Below are 21,008 nucleotides of genomic sequence, written 5' to 3'. Positions count from 1 at the left end.
GGGTTGTCACACTTCGCTGGTTTGGCCCCGGGGCCGCATCCGGCTGTTGCGGTTGATCAGCCTGGTTACCCCGTAGATCCCGAGCACGGCAACCCAGGACAACATGCTGAGCCAGAACTGGCTGTGCGCGGCGTCGTCGAAAGCCATGCGGACGAGCACAACGACGATGCCGACCACCGTGAGAATCGGCAGCCAGGGGAAAAACCACATCCGCACCCGCAGCTTCTCCGGTGGGGTTCGGCCGCGCAAGACGATCTGGGAGAAAGCGATCAGCAGGTAGACGAAAAGCAGAACCGCACCAGACGAATTGAGCAGGAAGATGAATACCGTGGTGGGCGCGACCCAGGCCATGATCACGCACAAAAAGCCCACCGCCGACGAGGCCAGGATGGCCACGTAGGGCACCCCCCGACGGCTGACTTTCACCAGCGAGGCGGGCGCCTCCCGTCGCCCGGCAAGCACGAACATCATTCGCGACGCGGTGTAGAGGCCCGAGTTCAGACAGGACAGCACCGCGGTGACCACCACCGCGTTCATGATCTGGTCCGCGCCGGGAATCCCCATGCGCTGGAAGGCCGCAACATAGGGCGAGGCGCCGGGGTCGATCGTGTCCCACGGCAGAATCACGACGAGCAGAAAGACCGACCCGACGAAAAACACCGCAATGCGGGCCATCACCGTGCTCATCGCTCGCTGCACCGCATATTCCGGGTCAGGCGTTTCGGCGGCCGCGATGGTGATGATTTCGGTTCCGGTCATGGAGAAGATCGCGATCACAACGGTGGCGAAGACCGGCTCCACGCCCTTGGGGAAAAGTCCGCCGTGTGAGGTGAGGTTGCCGAAATCCATATGATGACCCGGCAGCAAACCAAAGGCGAACGCGGCGCCGAGGGCCAGGAACACCACGATGACCGCCACCTTGATGCCCGCAAACCAGAACTCGAACTCACCGAAGGACGACACCGAGAACAGGTTCGTCGCCGTCATCATGATCATCAGACACAACGAGAGCAGCCACAACGGCGCATGAATCCAGTACATCAGGACTTTTGCTCCGGCGACGGCCTCGAAGCCGACCACGATCACCCAGAAGTACCAGTACAGCCAGCCGACCGAGAACCCGGCCCAGCCGCCGAGGGCGTCGGCAGCAAAGTCGGCGAACGACCCGGTGGACGGATTGGCGGCGGCCATCTCGGCGAGCATCCGCATCACCAGAAGGATCAGCAGACCGCACAGCGCGTAGGTCAGGAAGGCGGCGGGACCGGTAGCGCGGATGACCACACCGGACCCGACGAAAAGGCCGGCCCCGATGACACCGCCGATCGCAATCATGTTGAGCTGACGCTGCGTTAACCCTTGCCGCAGTCCTAATCGGTTATCTATTGACGGCTGCCTTCCAGGAGGTCGGGGCGGTCCAGCCCGCGCATCGACCGATTGACTCACGAAACGGGCCACCCCGGCAAATCGGTGTGCGACCGAGTTGCCGGGGTGGCTCGGGTACGTCAGTCGGGCTTGCGGAAGTGCTGGATGCCCCAGGCCAGGTGCCCCTCACGCGCGGAGTCCACCCAGTTCCGCAGGCCGACCCGCATCTTGTCCAGGTACTCGGTGGACGAATGCTCCTCGAGTTCACGACGGCGGGTCTCGAGTTCCTCGAGCACCCGCTGGTAGTGGACCCCCAGGTTGTGCACCAGGTCGATCTGATCAACCACTTCGAAACCCACCGCCAGCGCGGTTTCGCGATAAAAACGCATCGAGCCGAGGTAGGCCAGGTTCAGCCGGTCATACACCGGCGTCAGCACACCGTCGGGCACCTCGTCGGCCTGCATCGGATCGGTGAAGATCAACTCGCCACCGGCTTTGAGCACCCGGAACGCCTCCTCGATCACCTTTCGGCGGTCGGCGGCATGCAAGATGGCGTCCTGCGACCAGACGACGTCGTAGCTGCCGTCGGGCTCGGGAATCGCTTCAAAGCTGCCGTGCACCACCCGGATCTTGGCGTCCAGGCCCGCATTGCGGTTGCGCTCACGGTTCGTCTCGTTCTGCGCTTCGGAGATGTTCAGACAGGTCACCGAACTGCCGTAGTCGCTGGCGAGGTGCCGGGCGCAGCCGCCGTAGCCGGCACCCAGGTCCAAGACCCGGGTATCGCCGTCGAACCGGGTCAACTGGCGCACCATGCGGTCCACGGTCTCTCTCGCGGCCGCCCCGATATCGCGGGTGTCCTCGTAGCAGCCGACGTGAATGTCCTCGCCGCCCCAGATCATCGAGTAGAAGGCGTTGGCGTCATCGCTGTCGTAGTAGGCCTCGGGTTCGGCCCGGGTGCCGGTCAACGCCGCATCGATATCGGGCTCGGCCAGCGCCTCACTGGCCAACGACTTCTCCGCGACATGGATGAAGAAATCGGGTTCGGTCTCCTCGTAGGATTCCTGGAAATCCCCGTAGGTGCGCACCGTCGTAAAGCCCGCTTCGCGCATCAGGCGACGAACATAGGACTTCCGCAGCGGAAACATGTTCAGCGTGTATTCCGAGCCGTCCGGGAAATCGTAATTGAAACGAGCAAGGCCCTCATCGACATATTCCGGCTCCGCCGTCACCTGATCACCAAAGTAGTAATATTTGTGCTTTGACTTGAACCCGTGATCGAGTATCTCATCATAATTTCGCTGGTCGAGGATGAGAATTCCATCATGGCGTAATGCCGCATAAAATTCGGCCAGGGCCCGACGACGATCGTGCTCGTCGTGCAGGTGAGTGAACGAGTTGCCAAGACAAATGATGGCGTCGTACTTGCCCTGGATGTCGCGGTTCAGCTCCCGCCAATCGGCTTGCACGGTTCGCAGGATGAGGCCCCGCTTGCGACCATTCTCAAATGCCTTGGCCAGCATCGCCGCCGAACCGTCGGCACTGGTCACATTGAATCCCGCCTCGGTGAGACGCACCGAGTGAAACCCGGTGCCCGTCGCGACGTCGAGAATGTTCTGCTTGTCACGGGCGCGCAGCACGTCGACAAAGAACCGCCCCTCGGACTCGGAGCGAGCATCCCAGTCGATCAGCTCGTCCCATTTCTCCACAAAACTCATCACGTATTAAGCGCGATAAATTCCCGTTTCACGGTCGGACAACGGATCGTCGCCGTAGATTTGATCATTCAATTGCAGTTCAGCGTTTTCTCGATGGATAGATAAACTAGTCATCTAGCCTTTCTTCTCCGCTAGCCCGCACGCAAATACCGCGACCCGATCGCGCGCGGTGTACTTGTGGCCATGGAATGCCTCGATACCCACCCACGGGCCCGAGGGCGAGTTCAATCCTGCGATGCATTCCGCCGAGCGAAAACGACGCCATCCCGACAGCACCTATGTGCCACTTCTGGGAAGCGGACCAAAAACCGCACCAGCCCATCGCTCCCGCACCGCACCGTTGAGTCTAGTGATATCCGTGAGCAACAGTGCACGTAGGTCAGAATTACCTGCGACGTGCTGGGGCTATCCTGCGCACCAACTTGTCGGCGGCCACAACCAAGCTGACCACGGTGGCGACGCCGAAGATGCGCAGCCATACCGGGGCGCCGATCGGCGCCGTCGCAAAGACCGCGTTCATCGCGGGAAGGTAGGTGATGGCAAGTTGGGCGATCGCTTGAGCAGCGACCCCAAAAATGATCCAGCGGTTGGACCAGAAGCCGATCCGCCAGGCCGAGCGGGTCAGCGACCGACAACTGAAGAGGTAGAACGCCTCAACGACAACAAAGAGGTTCAGCGCCGCGGTTCGGGCCGCTTCGACACTGGCGCCCTTGCCGACCTCCCATTCGAACAGCCACCAGGCGGAGGCCACGAGCAGCGTGGAGACCAGCAGAATGCGCCCCACCAGCGTGCGCGTCAACAACGGCTGGTCCGGGCCGCGCGGCGGACGGGACATGATGGCCGCCTCTCTGGGCTCGAATGCCAGCATCAGTCCGAGCGCGATCGCGGTGGTCATATTGATCCACAAGATCTGAGTCGGCAAGATCGGCAGGGCGGCGCCTAATGCGATGGCGGCCAGGATCACCAACCCTTCACCGATGTTGGTGGGCAGTGTCCAGGTGATGAACTTCGTCAGATTGTCGAATACCCCGCGTCCCTCTTCGACCGCAGCTTCGATGGTGGCGAAGTCGTCATCCGTCAGCACCATGTCAGCCGCGTCCTTGGCGACCTCGGTGCCGCTTCGGCCCATCGCGACACCAACGCTGGCCTGCCGCAGCGCCGGCGCATCGTTGACGCCGTCGCCGGTCATCGCGACCACGTGCCCTCTGGCCTGTAGGGCCTGGACCAGTCTCAGCTTCTGCTCGGGCGAGACCCGGGCGAACAGGATGGCCTGGTCCACGGCGTCGGAATAGTCTTCGGCGTCCAGCGCGGCGAGGTCAGGGCCGGTAAGAACGGCACCCGGGCCGGGTCCGCCATCGTCGAGCAACCCCACCTGCGCCGCGATCGCCGTGGCGGTGCCGGCGTGATCACCGGTGATCATCTTCACGTCGATGCCGGCGGTGTGACAGGCCGCCACCGCACGCCGCGCGGCCCCCCGGGGCGGATCGAGCATCGCGTACAACCCGGTGAACGCCAGGTCGCCCGGCAGCGTGTCTTCGTTGAGCTCCAGGGGACTGCCGCCAACTCGCACCGCGGTGGCCAGGACCCGCAAACCTCGGGCGGTGAGCATTTCGGCAGCGTCCACGACAGCGCCAGGCTCCAGCGGGCGCAATGCGCCGTCGGCACCCATCTGCGAGCTGCACAGCTCGAGCACTCGCTCCACCGCGCCCTTGGCCAGCACCACACGATCGGCACCGTCGCGATGCAACGTGGCCATGTACTGGCGCTCGGAGCTGAACGAGATGGCCGCCTCTCGTGGCATTCCGGACGCGAGCCGCCCGAGGTCGAGCCCGGCCTTTGACGCAACGACGAGCATCGCCCCCTCAGTGGGATCGCCGACGATGTCCCAGCGCGCGTCGTCATGGGTGAGCGCGGCATCGTTGCAGCTCGCCCCGGCGATCAGGGACCAGCGCAACGCCGCGTTCGCGTCCATCGACATCGGTGCGCCATCGCAGTCCTGCAGAATGCCGTCGGGTGCGTAGCCGGTACCGGTCACCTCAACGACGTCGTCGGGGGTCCAGATCACCTGAACGGTCATCTGGTTTTCGGTCAGCGTTCCGGTCTTGTCGGTACAGATCACCGTGGTGCTGCCCAGCGTCTCCACCGTCGGCAGGCGCCGGACGACGGCGCGGCACCTGGCCATGCGGGCCACCCCAATCGCCAAGGTGATCGTCACCGCGGCCGGCAGACCTTCGGGAATCGCACCGACCGCCAGCGCGATCGCGGCGGTAAAGGTCTCGACGGCGTCCTGCTGCCGAAGCAGCCCAACGGCGAAGGTGACCGCCGCCAGACCCAGGATGGCGATGGTCAGGACCTTGCTGAACCAGGCGAGTTTGGCGGTCAGCGGCGTCATGAGCGTTTCCGCGGCCCCGACGAGGCGATGAATTTCGCCCAGTTCCGTCTCGGCGCCGGTCGCGACCGCAATGCCCGCGCCCCGGCCCGTGGTAACCAAGGTGCCCGAATAGACCATGTTGAGTCGGTCCGCTACCGGAGTTGCCTCCGGCAGTACGGCCACGGATTTATGGACCGCCGCCGACTCCCCGGTCAGCGCCGACTCGTTGAGGTGCAGTTCCGTTGCTCGCACCAGTCGCAGATCGGCCGACACCTTGTCGCCGCTCTCGAGCAGCACCAAATCTCCGGGAACGAGATCTTCGGAAGCCACGGTGTGCTCGTGGCCGTCCCGAATCACCGTGGCCTGGGTGCGCACCATGGACCGCAGCCCCTCCAGCGCCGACTCGGCCCTGGACTCCTGAATGAAACCCACGATTGCGTTGAGGACGACCACCCCGAAGATCACGGAGGAGTCGATGTACTCCTGCAAGCCCGCGGTGATCGCCCCGGCAACCAGCATCACATAGATCAGCGGGTGGTGAAACTGCCGCAGAATGCGCAGCAGCAAGCCACCACGTTTGGCCAGCGGCAGGGCGTTGGGCCCGAATCGCTGCAGTCGCTCGGCCGCCTCGTCATCGGACAATCCGAGGTGCGGATCGGTCTCCAGCAACAGCACCACTTCGTGGGCCGGCAGACCGTGATGGGCCGCGGTGGCGGTCACCGATACCGACAATCACCTCATCTCGCCAGGAAACCGACACGTCATGGCTCCCACCCTGCCTGATCAAACCCGTGCGGGTCAGAGCCGGAAGTCACCCACCGCGCGGACCTAGGTCCAAGCGCCCCGTCCGCGCTCAGGAGTCCGCGGGAACCTGCCACCCGCTCGGCACCACCAGGACCGGCCGATGGGAGTGGTGCACGGTGCCCATTGCGACGCTGCCGAGCAACGTCTCGCGCGCGCCGGAATGTCCCCGCGAGCCGACCACCAGCAGGGCCGCGCCGTTGTCCTGGCCGGCCGCTACGAGCGCTTCGGAGACGGCTCGAGCGTGGAAACCCCGACCACGTTCGACACTCAGCTGCCGAAGCTCTCCCACGCCCGCCGCGGGCAGAGGCGCACTACCGTCGCCGACGAACACCAACACCACCTCCCGGTCCGGGCACAGGCGTCTGGCCGCCGCCAACGCCGTTTCCGAGCCGGCCGAGCCGTCCCATCCCACCACCATCGGCCCCTTCGGCAGGGCGTCGTATTCGGCAGCCAGCATCGGATTCGGCACCACGACCACCGGTCGCGGGCAGCGGTGCAGCACCATGTCAGCCACGCTGCCCAGTACCGCTTGCGTCCCGCCGAGGCCCCGGGTGCCGACGAGTACCAGGTCAGCCTGAACTTCGTCGGCCTCCTCGGCCATGCGCAGTCCTTCGGGCCCCCAAGTGCGCTTGAGCACCGGCTCGGCATCCCATCCGGCGGCACGGGCCAGGGTCGCGCCCATCGCGACCACTCGCCGGGCCTCGAGCTCCCCCTCGCGCTCCACCATCTCGACCAACTCGTTGGTGTTGCTGGCCATGGGCCGCAGACGCCGGCGCACCTTTTCGCTGGCGAACGGCGGAACCCAGAGATAGGTGATCCATCCGCGCGCTCCTGGGAACAACAACGCACCGGCTTCTATCGCCGTGCTCGCCCCCGGCGAGCCGTCGTATCCCACAACCGCGTTCACCGGCACGGTGCACCTCCTGGATAGGTCCCGGGCAACAAGGCCCGCCATCTCTGGTCACATCGCATTGCTCCACAACGGAATCTACGCGCCGCACTTTTCGGCAACATCGCTACACAACGGCTCGCTGTGGGTTAGCCGCGCTCACCGGGCACGCCGGGATGTCACGCGACAATTACGTTGCCCGGTTGTCCGGCGTGCCTCGGCCGGAAACCCGGTGTCGGCACGGCATCATGGCGCTCGTGGCTGACCTGACCCGCCGCGCGGTGCTGCGCATGGGAGCCGGCACCAGCGCAGGAGCCGCCGGGATGTGGGCGCTGAGCGCATGGCTGAATCCCCTCGAACCCAAGGCGGCCCCACCGCAGGCACCCGCTCCGTTTGAGCCCCCGGCGGCCGGGAGCAGCCTGCCGACCAGGTTGTCCGGCTCGTTCATCTCGGCTGCTCGCGGCGGCATCAAGACGAATTGGGTGATCGCCCTTCCGCCCGGCCAGACCGGCTTGCTGCGTCCGGTTATCGCCCTGCACGGCAAGGACGGCAACGCGGGCATGATGCTCGACCTCGGTGTCGAAGAAGGCCTCGCACAGCTGGTGAAGTCCGGCAAGCCGCCCTTCGCCGTGGTGGGCGTGGACGGCGGCAAGACCTCCTACTGGCACCGCAGGGCCTCCGGCGGGGACTCCGGCGCGATGGTGCTCGAGGAGCTGTTGCCGATGTTGGCCGCGATGGGGATGGACACCTCCCGGGTAGGTTTTCTGGGCTGGTCGATGGGCGGATACGGGGCGCTGCTGCTGGGGGCCCGGCTGGGCCCGGCACGGACCGCGGGGATCTGTGCGATAAGCCCGGCCCTGTTCAGCTCCTTCACCGGCAGCGCACCGGGAGCCTTCGACAGCTACGACGATTGGATGGCGCACCGCGTGGTGGGTCTGCCGGCGCTCAACCAGATTCCACTGCGCGTGGATTGCGGCACCAGCGACCGCTTTTACTTCGCCACCCGCCAATTCGTGAACCAGCTGAAGAATCCACCGGCGGGCAGTTTCTCCCCCGGCGGGCATGACGCGGAGTACTGGCGCGAGCACCTTCCCGGTGAACTCGCCTGGATGGCGTCCTAGCCATGCGTGCGGCCCCCACGAACCGACCAAATTGATGACAAGACGACGTTGATGACAATCCGGCAGGATCGGTCCGCCAGCCAGCTCCGCGCAGCGCAGCGGCCCGGTCCGCGAATCGCGTTTCGCCCCGACATCGAGGGCCTGCGCGCGATCGCAGTGGTGGCGGTTGTCCTGTACCACGCGGGTATTCCGGGGATCTCCGGCGGCTATATCGGCGTGGACGTGTTCTTCGTCATCTCCGGTTTCCTGATCACCGGGCTGCTTTGGCGCGAAGTGACCACCACGAATACGGTCGCGCTGGGCCGCTTCTATGGTGCGCGCGCTCGCCGGCTGCTGCCGGCCGCGGCAACCGTGGGCGTCGCCACGGCGATCGTCTCAGCCATTGTGCTGCCGCCGCTACAAGCACGGCGGGTCTTCGTGGACGGCATCGCCAGCGCCCTCTACGTCGGCAACTACCGGTTCGCCGTGCAAGGCACCGACTACATGGCCTCCGATCTGCCGCCGTCGCCGTTCCAGCACTACTGGTCGCTCGGGGTGGAGGAACAGTTCTATCTGGTCTGGCCGGCGCTGATCATCGCAACCGCGTGGTTGCTACGACGTATCGGGAAGAACAACCGCGGCGCCACCCCGTACGCGGTGGTCCTGGTGCTGGTGACGGCGGCATCGCTGGCAGCCGCGGCAATCTGGACCCGCACCTCGCCGCCATGGGCGTTCTTCTCGCTGCCGACCCGGGCCTGGGAGCTGGCCGTCGGTGGCCTGGTTGCCCTCACAATGCAGCAGTGGCGCCGGCTTCCGTTGGTCCCGGCGACCATCGTCGGATGGGGCGGTTTGGCGCTGCTGCTACTCACCTGCACCCAACTGGGCCCGAACACCCCGTATCCCGGCACGGCGGCGCTGCTGCCGGTACTGGGCACCGCACTGGTGATCGGCAGTGGCTGCGTCACCGGTGCAATGGGGGTCGGCCGGGTGCTGTGCCGGCCCGTCATGCGCGCCATCGGCCGGGTGTCCTACTCGTGGTACCTCTGGCACTGGCCGGTGCTGCTGCTCCTGCCGCCGCTGCTCGGCGACCCCGCGGGCCTGCCGGCCCGGCTGGCCGCTACGACCGTCTCCGCCGGCCTGGCGGTGATCACGATGTATCTGGTCGAGAATCCAGGCCGGTTCACCGCGGCATTGCGATCGGTCCGAGCCAGCCTGACACTGGCGGCGGCGGCCACCGCGGCCGCGGCGTGCGCGTGCGCGCTGCTGCTCACCGCCATACCGGTACCGGTCGGCCATGGAACCGCGGCCCCGGAAGCCAAGATCATTGCGCTGCCCCCGGCCGCGCTACCCCCGCAAGCACTCAGCCCACAGGAGGCGGCGGTCCAGCAGGCGTTCGCCACGGTGCGCGCGGCGCTCGCGGCCTCCGCCAGCCTGGGCGCGGTCCCGTCCAACCTGAATCCACCGCTGGCCGCCGCGCCCGGCGACAAGGCGGCGGTGTTCGTCAACGGGTGCCTGCGCTCCTGGCGCGACCTCGGTCAAAGCGAGTGCGCAACGGCCGACACCGGCTCGCCGACAACGGTGACCCTGGTCGGCGACTCGCACGCCGCGATGTGGGACCCGGCGCTGCAATTGGTTGCCGAACAGCGCCACTGGCGCCTTGAAACGCTGGCCAAAGTGACCTGCCCGATGCAGGATCTACCAATCCTCAGCCCGTATCTGGGCCGCGAGTACACCGAGTGTGAACAGTGGCGCGGCGAGATCATGGGGCGGCTACAGAGCGAACGGCCACGGTTGGTGGTGCTGTGCATGAGCCGGCGCTATCAACCGGACTTCAGCTTCGCCTCGTATGACCCCGCATGGATCGACACCTTGAACCGGACCGTGGCGCAGCTGCGTCGCAATGGTTCGAGCGTCCTGGTCCTGGGGCCCGTCGCGGATCCGCAGTCGTCGGTGCCCACCTGCCTTTCCGCCCATCTCGACGACGCCGGCGCATGCGCACCGTCGCGCTCCGCTGCTACCAACGCCGGCGGCGTCGCCGCCGAACAGACTGCCACCGAAGCCGGCGGGGGCCACTACGCGGACCTGACCGACCTGTTCTGCACCCTGGATCGCTGCCCCACGATCATCGGAAACACCCTGGTGTTCCGCGACGACAATCACCTGACGACCGAATACGCGCAGTTGCTGGCACCCGTCATCGGCGCGCTCGCCGATCGTGCCCTGGCCGCGGGCTGACCCGGGCGATTGCCGGTCATCACGGCCAAATTCCTCGGCGAGTTTTCTGGCGAATGAACCACGCGGGGGCGCCGAACGTGCTAGGAATAAAAGAGCTTTGGAGGTTCAGATATGAGTCCGATGCTGTTGGTATTCGCCACGGTCGTCACGCCGCTCGCGGGACTCGGCCTCATGCAATTGCAAGCGCGCCTTGAGCGTTGGGACTACGAACGGCACGCCGAAGACTGAGAAGTCAGCCGCATGCTCGCTAAACACCCATCGCAACTTCGCGTTTGGAGCTAATCAAGTTACCTGGAATTAACCGGCCAGCCGCGCGCCGATCAGCGGCGCAATCTTATCCGCCAAATATGCATGTCCGGCGTCGTTGGGGTGCACACCGTCCGCGCCGATCAGGTCGGGGCGGTCAAAGAACCAGCCTTCGGCGATCGGATCGACGAACTCGGCTTGTGCGAAACCGGCGGCCGCGCGGACGACGTCGCGAATCTGCAACACCGGAATGGGTACGTCAGGGGTCGGCCATGGCGGTCCGATCACCAGTAGCCGCGCCGAGGGCGCGACGCGGTGCGCCAGGTCGAATGCATTGCGCGCCCGGTCGCCGAGCAGCCCTAGGTCCACCCCTTGGTCGTTGCGCGAGCCGAAGAACACGACCAGTGCATCGTCGGGTTTGACCGCACCGGCGGTCAGATCCTCGAACACACTGCCGTGGTCGCCGGGCATGCCGTAACCGGCCCTGCCCTCCGCGGCGACGTCGGCGTTGATCCGCATGCCTCGCTGGGCCAGCTCCCGCCAGGCAAGAGAAGTCCACGCATTCAGTCCCCGGCCGCCCTCATCGGTGCCGGTGGTGTAGGAATCACCGATCACCGCGATATGGCTGAGCCGATAGTCCACGGTCAGGGCGTCGTATGCGCGCGCCCGCGCCGGGTGCAGCGGGCGCAGCGGAAATCCAACGACCACACCGACGAGCAGGGTGAGACCGATCACGACCATGACCAGACGACTCACCACCACCTCCACCACAGACCGAATCATTTTGTGCCGCACGCAAATCAAATCATACGGGGAACCCGTCGCTACCTCGCAAATGACGCATCCCACGTGTCACGCCCGATGAATCACGGCCAAGCGCGCCACTGTTCAAACCGCGCGAGCCGAAAACCCTTCCAGCGCACCATCGGCCTGATTGCGCTTACCGTTCACCGGCTCGCTGGGCTCGATTCTGGCCGTCACGGCTCTGACATCGACCATCCTACGCATCCAGCGCCGGGCCGGCTCTTCGATGAAGTGGTACAGCAGTACCGAGGCCGCCACGGCGATCACGAGCAGGCCGATGACATTCCATTTCCACGGATTGTCCTGCGGCGTGAGCTCGAATTGCAGCACCGCCCAACCCCATGCCGTGTGCACCAGCTCGTGAACCATGTACAAGCAGAACGAGATCTCACCGCCGTAAACCATGACCCGAGTCGACAGCAACCTCGGCAGACTACCGACGCCGACCGCGAGGGTGACTATCAACGGCACAAACAGCACGTCGACCACCCCGCCGCTGTCCACGACTCCGCTTATCGGGTGCGCGTCAACCAGGTAGAGGATGCCCACGATGGCAGCGATCAGCAGGACCGACAGGTAGCCGGAGGCACGCCGGGCCCGGTCGGTCAGCCGCAATCGGCGCACGGCGGCGGCGGCCAGCGCACCCGCAACGAATTGGGTGACAATTCGGGGCAACCAGCTCCAGGGCGTGTAGAACTGGCCGCTGGCCAGCAACAGGATCACCGGGGGCAACGACGCCGCGAACGCCAACCACATCAGGTTGCGCGCCCGGGTGGCATGCGTCATCCGGAAGATGACCAAAACTAGTGCGCCGAACAGCAGGTAGGCCAGCCATTCCGCGCTGATCGACCAGGCCGGACCATCCCAGCTGGAGTCGTCGAAGAAGGGCTGAAACCACAATTGCACCATCAGCACCTGGCGTATGTAGCTGACCGCGGTGAGCTGACCGAACTCGGGCAGCGGCACATGCCCCACGTGCAGGGTCATGATCACCATCAGCGCGGCAAGGTGCATGGTGACCAGGTACACCGGCCACACCCTAGCCAGCCGCAGCCACAGAAAGTGCAGGGTCGCCCGCGTCGACCACGAATGGCCCATGCGATCGAGATAGTTCCAGGTCAGCACGAACCCACTGAGGATGAAGAACAGGTCGACGCCCTGTGCGCCGCAGTTGAGCACCGGAGCGAGGTTCTCCCGAAAATCCGGCGATGCATCGGCCAGCATGGGGCGGAAGTGAAACAGCACCACCCACACCGCGGCGACGATGCGGAGTCCCGTCAGGGCTTTGATCTCACCCTGAAGCATTGGGCTGCGCACGATGGTCTTTCCGCGCTCTTTCCATCTAGAAATCCGCTGTCTGGTTCGCCTGCTAGTGCGGCTGACCCGGGGATCCAGCCACCTCACGAGCCCCCCGACGGGCAATCGGCAGCCTAGCAGCTCCGCTCGCCCGAAATGCCGCACGAAGCCTGTGCACCGGTTGGGAAGCGCGCGGCGGGTCGCCGGCCTCACATCTTTAGCAAAGAGGAGTTAGACGCAACTGTTGGTCTCCTTAGTTTTGACGTGCAGCGTTAGGAGACAGAATTTGGTCGGGTCCGAGCTACGCAACGCCAACGGGAATGGGGGCCGCTGATGGGTATCGCGATCACCGCGTCGAGCTTCGCCGATCGACAGAAAAATGGCACCTTCGAGTGCAGCGGCGCGGTGGTCCGCGCGCACTGCCGCCACCTGGCCACCATCGTGACCATCCGGGGCGAGATCGATGCCGTCAATGTCGATCAGGTCACCAAGCGCATCCAGCACTTCATCCACGGGACGAACCCGGTGGTCCTCGATGTCGGCGACGTCAGTCACTTTTCTCCGGCCGGGATCTCGCTGCTGGCCGCCATCGATGAGGAGTGCCACGCCGCGGGAACGGAATGGACCTTGGTCGCAGGCCCGGCCGTGGTTGAGCTACTGGGTGAGGACATGGCAACGATGTTTCCGGTCGCGCATTCGGTGCACGAGGCGCTGCGCAACCTGGCTGAGGCCAACAGCAGTCGCCGTCAGCTGATGTTGTCGCTGGTCCGAAAAACCGCTTAGGTCCTGTCTGCTAATTGCGGACGCGGTGGTAGGTGATGATGGCGGCCAGGGTGACACCGCCGAGGTAGGTCAGGGCGTATTCGTCGTAGCAGGTGGCGACCGCGCGCCAGTGTTTGAGCCGGTTGAAGCTTCGCTCGACGGTGTTGCGGTGCTTGTAGATTCGGCCTGAGAACCCCGGAGGCCGTCCTCTGTTGCGGCCTTTGGCTTTGCGGCGGGTGATCTGGTCGCTGCGCTCGGGGATGGTATGGGCGATCTTGAGCCGGCGCAGCTGTGCCCGCGTCGAGTCATAGGAGTACGCCTTGTCCGCCAGCAGGTGAAACGGGGCGTATGAGTTGCTGCACCGGGCGGCCAGCAATGGCCAAAGCATCGGATTATCACCGGCTTGACCGGCCGACAGTGCCAGGGTGACCGGACTGCACAGCTGGTCGGTCAAGGCGTGGATCTTGGTAGTCAGCCCGCCGCGGGAACGCCCAATGGCGTGGTCATCGGGCTCATCGAGATATTTCTTGTAATTCGACAGATCCCCCTGTGCGGCGCCCGGAGCGCGCTCCGGCTGCGTGTCGGTGGGCGCGCACACTGGTCGAATCGACCGACAACAGTGCGCCCAGGTCGGCGTCCTCGGCGTCGAGGTCAGAGGCGATCGCCGCGAAGATCCGCGCGTAGATGCCATCGACCGACCAGCGTAGATGCCTCTCGGCCACCGATTGCCAGGGACCGAAGTGCTCGGGCAGGTCACACCACGGAGATCCCGTACGGTAACGCCAGATAATGCCCTCCAGAGTACGTCGATGATCGTTCCACGGCCGGCCACGCCGCCGCCCCGCAGGCAACACCGCCACGATCAGCGACCACAAATCATCAGAAATCGCATGCGTCCGCATCACCCAAACAGCATCAGCCAAAACACCATTCACATTAAGCAGACACGCCCTAGCGCGCGAGATCCGAGCTGTTGTCGGCAGGCGCACTGGGCGATTGTCGCGCCCGCCGCAACCGGCAGACTCCCACGACCGCGAGCACCCCCGTAAAGGTCGCCAGGGTCAGGGTCAGCACCCATTTTGCTGTGGGTGATAGATCACCGACGCCGTGACGGATTGACCTGCGGTAACGGGCGCGCCGGCCACCGTTGAGGTGGCCTGTCCTTGATTTGGCTCACGATTGGCGGTTCGCGCTAGCTGTGGCGCCTTGAACTTTGGGAATGGTTTAGCCGAGGCTTGCGCACTAATACGGCGCCTCGCCGGCGGATTCCGAGCCGCTGCCGATCACGTCCTCGCAGATGACGCATCCGTGGAACGGCCTGTCTGCGACGAGCCCGGTGTCCGTCGTGCCGGGTTGGAACCCGCACGGTCAAGACCAAAATCCGCGCTGACGAGGCGCACTAAAGTGAGCCAACTCGGGCCAACAGCTACACCGCATCGTTGCATCTGGCCCTCGCGACGCCGCTAGGGACCTGTCACAACAGCAAATTGCGATACTAATTTACGGATCAGGTCGTCTAGCAGAACTATTCGCAAGACCCGACACTCCCGGCCATCAGCAACATCGCCCCACCGACCAGCACCGTGCAGCACGGGCAACGCGAATCCCGCTGAGCTATAAGCACTATCGCAGACCGCGCAACCTCACGCTACCCACCAACGGCAACCACCACAGCCTCCCGACGAAACCTCCCGCCCGGTCCGATCAACAGCGATCTCCGAACACGAACGCATGTACGGCGCAGCCTGACGTGAGCAGATCGTCGATATCGCGGCCCGGCAGGGACGGTCGGGGAAGAAACCAACGCGACCATGCTGGGTCATCCAGATTCATTGATAATCCATTGAGGCCAAAGCTCTTTGATTGGTGTCGAAATCTCAGCAGCCTCTCGCCCTGTCGGCAGTACAGCGACCGAAAGGCTTCGGGCTGGCCAAATGGAGTTCAGTGCCTTTGATCGAACTCAACGTCCGACGAGATATTTGGTTGAAAGGGTTGTCTTGGTGGCTGTTTCGCCCGATGTCCGTTCTTTGCGATTGGCGCCGAGAAACCCACTGCCTTACTGGCAACAGCTGAAGGCGCTCAAGACGCTTCATGTTGGCAGTGAGGCCCTGCGTGACACGGGTGGGTCGGTGACTCGTATCTGGTTGGGCCCCAAACGGCTCGTACCACCAATGGTCATGGTCACTTCACCCCAAGGGGCTCGCGACGTCTTGGGGCGCTCAGGTGCGTTGTCGGACCGAGGAACGCTGCCACTCCTGAAGGATCTGCGTCGCGCCATCGGCGAGAGCATGCTGAACCTCCCGCACGACACCTGGCTTCCACGAAGGCGCACACTGCAGCCGATATTCACCAAGCAGCGCGTCGCCGGATTTGCTGGACAAATGTCCTAGGCAGCCAATCACATACTCCTGGGATGGCCTGACGGCGCGGAGGTCGATCTGAACGCGGCTTCTCACGCGCTGGTTCTTCGCGTGGTGGGGCACTCGGTTTTTGGGCTGGACCTACAGGACAAGGCTGACGTGATAACCACTGGCGTGACATTGGCGGCGAAATGGGCGGCTGATCGTTCCGCACGACCTGTGCGCGCGCCGCACTGGCTACCGACCCCAGCGCGACGAAGGGCTCGGGGCGCCTACGACGCTATGTACAAGATCGTGTCCGTGGCCATGAAAAAGTAGCCACTGGTGGCCAAGTCGAGGTATCCAGTTTTGGCCAGATAAAAGTATCCACCCCGTGTTCGTCGTGTCGATCAGGAACTGTGGGCCCCGATGGTGACGGTGAAGGCGCCAACCAATGGCCATCACCACCGGGGAGTTCCATTGAAGTCTGTGAAGGACCGCATGGACATCATTTCTGCCGATCAACAGCTCGGGTCGTACCGGGCCGCCGCCGACGCGTGCGGCACCACGCATCGCACCGTCAAGAAGATCATCGACAAATTCGAGGCCGACCAGGCCGGCATACCGCCGGCACGGCGGGCCGAACGAGGGCACAACTACGATTCGGTGGCCGAGCTGGTCGCCGAACGTGTCGAGAAATCTGGAGGCCGGATCTCGGCCAAGCGGCTGCTGCCGATCGCCCGCACCGCAGGCTACCAAGGCTCGGATCGCAACTTCCGGCGTCTTGTTGCCGAGGCGAAGACGTTGTGGCGCAGCGCCAATCACTGCGGGCGCCGTCCAGCGGTATGGTCACCAGGGCAGTACCTGGTGATCGACTGGGCCCAAGCGGCACCGGGATTGTTCCTGTTCTGCGCGGTGCTGGCATTCTCCCGGTGGCGATTCGTGCGTTTCGCCGCCGACCAGAAGGCCTCGACCACGCTGGCGTTGATCGCCGAAACCCTGTCGGCGATCGGCGGGGTCCCGGCGTGGGTGCTGGCTGATCGGATGGCCTGCCTCAAAGGCGGGGTAGTCGCCAATGTGGTCGTCCCGACCCCGGATTACATCCGACTGGCCACCCATTACGGGTTCGCCCCGGACTTCTGTCACGCCAACGACCCACAATCCAAGGGCATCGTGGAGAACCTGTGCGGCTATGCCCAACGCGACCTGGCGGTGCCGCTGCTGACCCAGTCCGCTGTCGACGGCGTGCCGATCGACATCCGGGCCGCCAACGCCGCTGCGGCGGCGTGGTGCGACGAGGTCAATGCCCTGGCGCACTCGGAGATTCAGGCGATTCCCGACGAACGGTTGGTCTCCGAACGCCAAGTACTGCAACCACTTCCATCGTTGCGCTTACAGATCGGGGCGCCCACGGTGCTGCGCAAGGTCGACCGACTCTCCTGTGTGCGCTACGGCTCGGCCCGCTACTCGGTACCCACCCGGCTGATCGGCACCACCGTGGCAGTGGTGGTCGATCACGGCGCGGTCTGCCTGGTCGAACCGGCTACCGGGATGATCGTGGCCGAACACGAACTGGTCGCCCCAGACTCAGCGTCGATCCTCGATGAGCACTACGACGGGCCAAGGCTGGCACCGAGTCGGGGCCCGCGGCCCAAGACCAGCGTGGAGAAGCAGTTCTGCGCCCTCGGCGCGGACGCCGAGGCATTCCTCGTCGGCGCCGCGGCGATCGGCAACACCCGCCTAGGGCGTGTCTGCTTAATGTGAATGGTGTTTTGGCTGATGCTGTTTGGGTGATGCGGACGCATGCGATTTCTGATGATTTGTGGTCGCTGATCGTGGCGGTGTTGCCTGCGGGGCGGCGGCGTGGCCGGCCGTGGAACGATCATCGACATACTCTGGAGGGCATTATCTGGCGTTACCGTACGGGATCTCCGTGGTGTGACCTGCCCGAGCACTTCGGTCCCTGGCAATCGGTGGCCGAGAGGCATCTACGCTGGTCGGTCGATGGCATCTACGCGCGGATCTTCGCGGCGATCGCCTCTGACCTCGACGCCGAGGACGCCGACCTGGGCGCACTGTTGTCGGTCGATTCGACCAGTGTGCGCGCCCACCAACACGCAGCCGGAGCGCCCCGGGCGCCGCACAGGGGATCTGTCGAATTACAAGAAATATCTCGATGAGCCCGATGACCACGCCATTGGGCGTTCCCGCGGCGGGCTGACTACCAAGATCCACGCCTTGACCGACCAGCTGTGCAGTCCGGTCACCCTGGCACTGTCGGCCGGTCAAGCCGGTGATAATCCGATGCTTTGGCCATTGCTGGCCGCCCGGTGCAGCAACTCATACGCCCCGTTTCACCTGCTGGCGGACAAGGCGTACTCCCATGACTCGACGCGGGCACAGCTGCGCCGGCTCAAGATCGCCCATACCATCCCCGAGCGCAGCGACCAGATCACCCGCCGCAAAGCCAAAGGCCGCAACAGAGGACGGCCTCCGGGGTTCTCAGGCCGAATCTACAAGCACCGTAACACCGTCGAGCGAAGCTTCAACCGGCTCAAACACTGGCGCGCGGTCGCCACCTGCTACGACAAATACGCCCTGACCTACCTCAGCGGTGCCACCCTGGCCGCCATCATCACCTACCACCGCGTCCGCAATTAGCAGACAGGACCTAGCCGCAGAGCTGGAGATCCTGCTCGCCCTGGGGGCCGCCCACGGCACCGACGCGCTGATCGCGGCGCTGCACCGGGCGGTAGCGTTTCGCCGGTTCCGGGCCGCCGACGTGCGCTCCATCCTGGCCGCCGGCACCGGAACCCCACAACCCCGCCCTGCCGGGGATGCGCTGATTCTGGACCTACCGGTCGCCCCGATGCGTTCCCTGGACGCCTACAAGATCGGACCCGTCGGAGCCGATGACGAGGTGATCTCATGACCACGACATCACCAACGACTGCCGTCGAACCCGTGGCGCCGCCGTCGTTGCCGCCGCTGGCCGCTGATCTGGATGCCGGGCTGCGGCGGTTGAAGTTGGCCGCGGTGCGGCGCAGCGCACCCGAGGTCTTGCTGACCGCCAAGACCCAACGCTGGACTCCTGAGGAAGTGCTGCGCACGCTCGTCGAGACCGAACTGGCCGCCCGGGATGCCTCCAACATCGTCAACCGGCTCAAGGCCGCCGCGTTCCCCGTCTCGAAAACGTTGGAGTCCTTCGACGTGGCCGCCTCGTCGATCCCGCCGAAGGTTTTCGACTACCTGTCAAGTCTGGAATGGATACGGGCCCAACAGAACCTGGCGATCATCGGCCCGGCCGGCACCGGCAAATCCCACACCCTGATCGGGTTGGGGACCGCGGCGATCCACGCCGGGCTCAGGGTCCGCTACTTCACCGCCGCTGATCTCGTCGAGACCCTCTACCGCGGCCTGGCCGACAACACCGTCGGCAAGATCATCGAATCGCTGCTGCGGGTCGACCTGATCATCTTGGACGAACTCGGCTTCGCCCCACTCGATGACACCGGTACCCAACTGCTGTTCCGCTTGGTCGCCGGCGCCTACGAACGCCGCAGCCTGGCCATCGGGTCACACTGGCCCTTCGAACAATGGGGCCGGTTCCTGCCCGAGCAGACCACCGCAGTCAGCATCCTCAACCGCCTGCTACACCACGCCACCCTCGTCATCACCGACGGCGACTCCTACCGCATGAAGGACGCCCAGCACCGGAAGGAGCAACCCACACCAACCTAGGAACTACCGCCCGGGGTGGATACTTCTATCTGGCCACCAGCGGATACTTCAACTTGGCCATTGACAGATCGCGGCCGACATGCGGGCGGCGTGCCGGGCTGATCCGAGTCGAGAAGCGCCGCTGATTAGGGCCCTGATTGATGCGACTGACCCCAACACCGGAGAGTCCTTGTCTGACCAGCAGATCTGTGACGAGATGGTCTATTTCATGATCCTCGGCGAAGACACCACCTCGACGGTGCTGACCTACGCACTGTGGGCGCTAGGCCGACATTCCCAGCTAAAGGATCGAGTCGCCGGTGAGGCCGCTGAGCTGGGCGATCGTCCGTTAACGCCTGCCGATGTCCCTCGCCTCGGATACACGATCCAAGTGCTGCAAGAAGCTATGCGGCTGCGCCCGCCGGGCCCCACGGTGGCGCGAAGAGCCATGCAAGATATCGAGGTGGATGGGTATCGCGTGCAAGCTGGCACCTACTGTCTTGTCGGTGTGTACGCCATGCACCGCGACCCCGCACTCTGGGACGATCCGCTAGCGTTCGATCCCGATCGGTTCGCTCCGAAGAAATCCAAAGGCCGCGACCGCTGGCAGTATCTGCCATTCGGAGGCGGCGGGCGTTCCTGCCTCGGGGATCATTTCGCCATGCTCGAAGCGAGCCTAGCGCTAGCCACGATCATCCGCGAGGCTGAAATCCACTCACTCGATGAGGATTTCCCCGTTGCCATTCCACTACCCATCGTCCCTGCCGGACCTATCCGTGCCCGGGTAAACCAACGCAGGCCAAGCCAAGAGGTGTGTACGACGACGTTGTCTGATTCTTCAGCATCGTGATTTTGCCAGGATCGTGGATCGACTCGCTGCGGTGTCTGGGGACTGATTTTTGCCGCGCTTCGCGTCGTAGGCAGCGTGCATCTGCTGGCCTACCCGGCTTCTCCTGCGATTTTGGCCTAGCCCCTCCACCGGACAAAAGGTCTGCGCATTCACACTGTTCGAAGTACGTTCACCCCTTAACCTCGCCATCAACGCTAATACGACCACGTATCGTCGAACCATCACCCTGGGCTACCAATATGGGGGCGACCGATGCTGCTGTCGACCTGACAGTGATAGGCCACGGCAATTCCATTTTGTTGAGGTCACGCGGTATGACTTCCGGGTCGAGGTGGTCAATATCCGCATAGGTTCCAGAATCAAACACCTCATAGGTCACCATTTTCGGGTTGCATCCGCGCTACCACCAGTGCCGAACTGACAATCATCAAGACAGCGATAATGGGGATCTACCGCCGCCCCAACACCGAAACTATATTATGCCTAGGGATAAGCAGGCTGTCATTGATCAGATT

12 protein-coding genes and 5 pseudogenes are annotated in these 21,008 nt (G+C 64.5%); 9 read left to right on the top strand and 8 right to left on the bottom strand.

Annotation, left to right across the window (positions count from 1 at the left end; genetic code table 11):
- Positions 1 to 6 precede the first annotated feature (6 nt).
- The 4 genes from G6N41_RS11770 to G6N41_RS11755 all read right to left on the bottom strand — a co-directional run bounded on the left by G6N41_RS11770 (position 7) and on the right by G6N41_RS11755 (position 7,165).
- Positions 7 to 1,332 (bottom strand): amino acid permease, encoded by a 1,326-nt coding sequence (locus G6N41_RS11770; RefSeq protein WP_020731800.1) that lies wholly within the window; start codon positions 1,330 to 1,332, stop codon positions 7 to 9.
- Positions 1,333 to 1,502: 170 nt separating this feature from the next.
- A complete protein-coding gene (locus tag G6N41_RS30295; RefSeq protein WP_456320215.1) occupies positions 1,503 to 3,077 on the bottom strand; it encodes a glycine/sarcosine N-methyltransferase in 1,575 nt (524 codons plus the stop codon).
- A 385-nt stretch (positions 3,078 to 3,462) separates the two neighbouring features.
- Positions 3,463 to 6,180 (bottom strand): cation-transporting P-type ATPase, encoded by a 2,718-nt coding sequence (locus G6N41_RS11760; protein WP_198967440.1) that lies wholly within the window; start codon positions 6,178 to 6,180, stop codon positions 3,463 to 3,465.
- Between the two features lie 121 nt (positions 6,181 to 6,301).
- Complete coding sequence (locus tag G6N41_RS11755) at positions 6,302 to 7,165, bottom strand: universal stress protein (protein ID WP_020731796.1); 864 nt, start codon at positions 7,163 to 7,165, stop codon at positions 6,302 to 6,304.
- 224 nt (positions 7,166 to 7,389) lie between these two features.
- Between G6N41_RS11755 and G6N41_RS11750 the strand changes: the two genes are divergently transcribed.
- Both G6N41_RS11750 and G6N41_RS11745 read left to right on the top strand, forming a co-directional pair.
- A complete protein-coding gene (locus tag G6N41_RS11750; RefSeq protein ID WP_020727513.1) occupies positions 7,390 to 8,262 on the top strand; it encodes an alpha/beta hydrolase in 873 nt (290 codons plus the stop codon).
- A 51-nt stretch (positions 8,263 to 8,313) separates the two neighbouring features.
- Positions 8,314 to 10,476: an acyltransferase family protein gene (locus tag G6N41_RS11745; RefSeq protein ID WP_231608938.1), complete on the top strand. Its 2,163-nt coding sequence runs from the start codon at positions 8,314 to 8,316 to the stop codon at positions 10,474 to 10,476.
- A 297-nt stretch (positions 10,477 to 10,773) separates the two neighbouring features.
- Here G6N41_RS11745 and G6N41_RS11740 read toward each other — a convergent pair whose 3' ends face one another.
- Both G6N41_RS11740 and G6N41_RS11735 read right to left on the bottom strand, forming a co-directional pair.
- Entirely contained in the window at positions 10,774 to 11,478 is a 705-nt protein-coding gene (locus G6N41_RS11740) for an Rv0518 family GDSL lipase (RefSeq protein WP_407663807.1), read from the bottom strand.
- A gap of 132 nt (positions 11,479 to 11,610) precedes the next feature.
- Positions 11,611 to 12,831 carry an acyltransferase family protein gene (locus tag G6N41_RS11735; protein WP_198967836.1) on the bottom strand — a complete coding sequence of 407 codons (1,221 nt, stop codon included), beginning with the start codon at positions 12,829 to 12,831 and terminating at the stop codon, positions 11,611 to 11,613.
- Positions 12,832 to 13,155: 324 nt separating this feature from the next.
- On the opposite strand from G6N41_RS11735, the gene G6N41_RS11730 reads away from it, so the two are divergent.
- Positions 13,156 to 13,605, top strand: coding sequence for an STAS domain-containing protein (locus G6N41_RS11730; protein WP_198967438.1), 450 nt, complete (start codon positions 13,156 to 13,158; stop codon positions 13,603 to 13,605).
- A 10-nt stretch (positions 13,606 to 13,615) separates the two neighbouring features.
- On the opposite strand, the pseudogene G6N41_RS11725 reads toward G6N41_RS11730, so the two are convergent.
- Positions 13,616 to 14,489, bottom strand: a pseudogene (locus G6N41_RS11725) (IS5 family transposase).
- 1,029 nt (positions 14,490 to 15,518) lie between these two features.
- Between G6N41_RS11725 and G6N41_RS28495 the strand changes: the two are divergent.
- The 6 genes and pseudogenes from G6N41_RS28495 to G6N41_RS11695 all read left to right on the top strand — a co-directional run.
- On the top strand, positions 15,519 to 15,974 hold the full coding sequence (locus G6N41_RS28495) for a cytochrome P450 (protein WP_231608937.1): 456 nt from the start codon (positions 15,519 to 15,521) through the stop codon (positions 15,972 to 15,974).
- 429 nt (positions 15,975 to 16,403) lie between these two features.
- A pseudogene (gene istA / locus G6N41_RS11715) lies at positions 16,404 to 17,666 on the top strand (IS21 family transposase); the annotation flags it as partial.
- 47 nt (positions 17,667 to 17,713) lie between these two features.
- Positions 17,714 to 18,584 (top strand): annotated as a pseudogene (locus G6N41_RS11710) (IS5 family transposase).
- 10 nt (positions 18,585 to 18,594) lie between these two features.
- Positions 18,595 to 18,855 (top strand): annotated as a pseudogene (locus G6N41_RS11705) (IS21 family transposase); the annotation flags it as partial.
- Positions 18,852 to 19,664, top strand: coding sequence for an IS21-like element helper ATPase IstB (gene istB / locus G6N41_RS11700; protein ID WP_198965366.1), 813 nt, complete (start codon positions 18,852 to 18,854; stop codon positions 19,662 to 19,664). The pseudogene G6N41_RS11705 and the gene istB, both read left to right, overlap by 4 nt.
- A 64-nt stretch (positions 19,665 to 19,728) precedes the next feature.
- Positions 19,729 to 20,493 (top strand): annotated as a pseudogene (locus tag G6N41_RS11695) (cytochrome P450); the annotation flags it as partial.
- Between the two features lie 169 nt (positions 20,494 to 20,662).
- Here G6N41_RS11695 and G6N41_RS29995 read toward each other — a convergent pair.
- The gene (locus G6N41_RS29995; RefSeq protein ID WP_242412392.1) at positions 20,663 to 20,875 is read right to left on the bottom strand and encodes an MmpS family transport accessory protein; all 213 of its coding nucleotides are present in this window, start codon (positions 20,873 to 20,875) and stop codon (positions 20,663 to 20,665) included.
- Between the last annotated feature and the right edge of the window lie 133 nt (positions 20,876 to 21,008).

Origin of the sequence: Mycobacterium shottsii (genome assembly GCF_010728525.1) — a bacterium.
Taxonomy (GTDB): domain Bacteria; phylum Actinomycetota; class Actinomycetes; order Mycobacteriales; family Mycobacteriaceae; genus Mycobacterium; species Mycobacterium marinum.
Note: the sequence above shows the minus strand (reverse complement) of the source record. Positions and strands in the feature narration are given on the sequence as shown.